Annotated in this window: 3 protein-coding genes and 1 pseudogene; 2 read left to right on the forward strand and 2 right to left on the reverse strand. The window is 36.6% G+C overall.

Annotated elements, in window-relative coordinates; translation table 11 throughout:
- Window positions 1-50 precede the first annotated feature (50 nt).
- Window positions 51-230 (forward strand): annotated as a pseudogene (locus P9B04_RS15880) (IS630 family transposase); the annotation flags it as partial.
- A gap of 316 nt (window positions 231-546) precedes the next feature.
- Here P9B04_RS15880 and P9B04_RS15885 read toward each other — a convergent pair.
- Both P9B04_RS15885 and P9B04_RS15890 read right to left on the reverse strand, forming a co-directional pair.
- The gene (locus tag P9B04_RS15885; RefSeq protein ID WP_342055963.1) at window positions 547-1,734 is read right to left on the reverse strand and encodes an ABC transporter substrate-binding protein; all 1,188 of its coding nucleotides are present in this window, start codon (window positions 1,732-1,734) and stop codon (window positions 547-549) included.
- Between the two features lie 246 nt (window positions 1,735-1,980).
- Window positions 1,981-2,919, reverse strand: a complete 939-nt coding sequence (locus tag P9B04_RS15890; protein ID WP_342055964.1) for a lysylphosphatidylglycerol synthase domain-containing protein — start codon at window positions 2,917-2,919, stop codon at window positions 1,981-1,983.
- A gap of 730 nt (window positions 2,920-3,649) precedes the next feature.
- Here P9B04_RS15890 and P9B04_RS15895 point away from each other — a divergent pair.
- Window positions 3,650-4,040 (forward strand): transposase (locus P9B04_RS15895; protein ID WP_342055965.1); only part of this gene is annotated, 391 nt, incomplete at its 3' end.

Genomic DNA, 4,040 nt, shown 5'->3' on the forward strand with positions numbered 1-4,040 from the left:
GCCAATTCCTTATTTTTTAGGTTTTGTTTTTTCTTCATGAATAATACAGGTTAAGTGTTTTAAATAGTCAGTGTCTTAATCGTCGTATTCCCGATAAAGATACTCTTAAATTAGAAATTTCTGCTTGGGAAGAAGAGAGAAATCAAAAAGCTAGTTCGATTAATTGGCGATTTACCACCCCCGACGCTCGTATAAAACTGAAGCGACTTTATCCCTCAATACAAACTTGATAACCTACTAGTCCGATTATTTGCTTGGCTAACTGAGGGTGTTGACGGGTGTATTCGGTCATGATTGGTCATTAACTGTAACGGGAGTATCTCTATTTCCTTCTCTTTTTTCCCACAAATTTAATTTTCGGACAAGTCTAATGTATTCGGTCATGATTGGTCATTAACTGTAACGAGAGTATCTTGATTTCCTTCTCTTTTTTCCCACAAATTTAATTTTCGGACAAGTCTATTGGCTTTAGAGAGATAAAACGTAGCTACCGCTACATTTTACCCCATATTCTTGGAAGAGCCGGTGCGCTTCTCTTCAAGTCTTCTATAATTTTAATAATTCTTGCGTTTCCCTGGTTGCTTGCTTCATCGCATTTTCAGGACTCATTGTACCAGTCAACGCCGCACTAAGGTAACGTTGCAAAATATCAGAAGCTTCAGAATATTGAGCAATAGGGGGGCGTAAGACGGTGTTTTCTAACACTTCTAATAATTGAGGATAGTAAGGATATTTTGTCACAATAGTTGGGTCATTCAACAACCCACGACGACTAGGAACATACCCCGTTGCCAGCACGTACTGGCGTTGGATTTCCTCACTGGTGAAAAATTTGATAAACTCCAAAGCTGACTCAAGGTGAGAACTACTCTTTGCTATACCAAGTCCCCATCCCCCCTGACAGGCACCACTTGATTTTCCTGGGGCGTGAACCATGGGTTTAATCCAAAATTTTCCTTTAATCGGAGAATCAGGTTCGGAAGCTAGACGAAAAACATAAGGCCAGTTTCGTAACAAAACCGCTTCCCCATTTTGAAATAGGCGACGAGTAATTTCTTCATCATAAGTGGTTACTCCAGAGGGGGAAATCCCTTCTGAGATAGTTTGACCAAGAAAGTTAACAGCTTGGAGAGCTTCTGGTTGATCTAGTCCGACTTCTAAAGTTTCTGGATTAATCCAAAAAGCTCCATATCCGTGTAAAATTTCGACAAACATTGCCACTAATCCTTCATACTGCTTTCCTTGCCAAAGGTATCCCCATTTAGATAACCCTTTGTTTTGTATGGTTTTAGAGATTTGGAGAAGCTCATCAAAAGTTTCTGGAGGTTCAGCACCGATTTGTTCTAACCAGTCGCTACGATAGTAAAGCATTCCCGCATCTGAGCGCAAAGGCATTCGATAAAGTTTTCCTTGATAGCGGCCTCCTTCAATATCTCCTTCTAAAAAAGTCGATAATTCAGCTTCTGGAATACGCTCCGACAAATCCAACAACCAACCAGCTGCAGCAAACTTTGGTACCCAAATAATATCCATAAAGACTAAATCGTAGGGAGCATTTCCTAATAAAAAAGAGGAAGTATAAAGGTCTTCAATCTGATCGGTGGCATTCGGGCCTTCTACTAGATTTATGCGAATATGGGGATGGGTTCGTTCAAACTCCGCTACGAAGGGTTGCCACTCTGCCACTTCTTCGGCAATCAATAAAGTGGTGAGGGTAACAGGAGAGTTTCTCAAAGTGGGTAAGTTCCTGCCACACTGAACGATCAGTATAGATACAACCAATAACCCAAAAAAACGAAAAAGAACTTTGTTTTTGAGAGAATGCCTCTTTCTTCTTAGTAGAGAGAGGAGTTGTTCAAGGTTCATAAGGCTAAAAGATAAATAAGGGTTTTAATATTATTCAAAAGTTAAACATACTAAATGCCTTGATCTAAGGATTTTCAGCATTTTATTCACAGATTTTAACAGAAAGAGGTATCTTTACTTTTTCTTAAGAACCTGTTTGACTTCATGTCTTCCGAACAATAAACCTGATAATATCAAAGGAATAAAATAATAAATTCCACGATAGATCAACAAAAAACCAAATAATTCTTTAGAAGCAATAAACTGGGATAGAGAGACAAGAATAACGACTTCAAAAATCCCCACACCTCCTGGGACATTACTCACTAATTCTGCCATGCGAGCTAACATAAAAATAGCTAAAAAAGCTGAATAGGATAAAGGAATAGAATGGCTTAAAATAGCGTAAAAAACCGCTGCCGCTAATAACCAATCTAGAGTTGCTACAACTAACTGACTAACAGCTAATCTAAAGCTGATCAGAGGTAATTTCCATTTTCCCAGTTTAAGAGGTTTTTGACGAATAAGTGTTAGGAATAAATAGCTAAAAACAATGACTATAAAAAGTTCCCCCAATGGTCGAACCGAGTTGAACGGTAAATGTAATAAATTAGGAACTTCCAATGGTTCGTTTAAAAAAATAATTGCTCCGACAGCAAACAAACCCAAACAAAAACTGAGATCGCAAAAAGCAGATACCTGAGCAATATCCACGAGAGATAACCCCCAAGTCGAATAGAAACGATAACGAATCATGCCACTACTTAATACAGGAAATCCCACATTCTGACTAATTCCAGAACAAATAAAAGCAACAAAAGCGGTTTTTGGATAAGGAAGAGTATGACCTACATACATTAATCCGAGGTAATCGTATCCCGTCATTATTAAATAATTGAGACTTGTCAAAGCGATCGCCCCAAGAAAATTAGATAGAGAAACTGCCGATAAGCTTTGCTCAAAGTTTTGAACGTTATAATGATGAAAATATTGATGAATTGTCCAAAAAGATAAGCCAAAAAGCCCTACGCTAAAAAAAGAAGGCAGTAAACGAAAACAGTTTTTTTTGTGCATATTCTAAGAATTTTTTTAATAGATGGTTCCGTTGTAAAACTTTTTAAAAAAGTATAATTATGGAGCAAAACCTTTGATCTTTGCAAGACTACTATGTTTATCTTCATAAAGTAAAGTTATGTATATTTGCATTAGTTAAAGTTTAGCTGTAATCATGGGTTCGCTAGTTTTCGTAATACAAACATTCTCAATATTAATATTAACTAAATTTTAAACCAATAGACCTCTTGCAAAAATAATTCGTGGTATGATGAAGGGTTATTCCAAAATTCTAAAGTTCCTTGATAGTAAATTTTTTGCAGTCATCTTTTGGGAAATTTGGCGCTGCCAAAGGCACAGCGAAGCTGACCGCAAACGTTGCTTTTTGCTGTATTCCTGATTTGAACAATGAGCATAGATTTTAAAAGCATAATCCTTAATCATACCATAAAAGACTTTTGCAAGAGGTCTATAGTATTGGTGAAAATTAAGAATCAAGCTAGACACAGATGGGAAATTTCCTTCTTGGCTAGTATTGTAATAGTTAACCTGCATTATTCATGAGAGCATTAAGAAAAAGCCTGAAAGCCTTGTACCATAAAGAATATATAGATTTGACCCCAATAACAGTCTGTAATTTTTATCTATTACTAACTATTGATTATCTAACTATCAAAAATCGTTTACAAAAAGTTTATTTTAGCCTAGAATAAAGAAAGAGATAAAGGTTAGATAAATCAATCAATAGTCAATGAAAAAGTCTTCAGAAAAACTGCCCTTTAATTTTAAAGTAAAGAAACCATTGGAGGTCAATTTTTCGGGACTAGACTTAACTTCAGATGCAGGATTGTTATTGGTTAAGCAAGCAGAAGGAAATCTGAAAGTTGCTCAAGGAATTTCAACTTGCTTAGAAGATAATAGAGAACAACATAAAGTCAAACATTCACTCTCTTGGTGCGCGTTCCCTTGCGCCTTACAAAGGCGCGGGGTCGCACCGCTGTTTCAGTTAGTAAGTCAAAGAATCTATCAAATAGCAGCAGGATATGAAGACACCAATGATAGTAATTACTTACGTCATGACCCAATTTTCAAAATTATTTGTGATAAAATCCCCGAAATGGGAGCAGAATTATTAGCAAGTC

This window comes from Crocosphaera sp. Alani8 (genome assembly GCF_038442745.1).
Taxonomy (GTDB): Bacteria; Cyanobacteriota; Cyanobacteriia; order Cyanobacteriales; family Microcystaceae; genus Crocosphaera.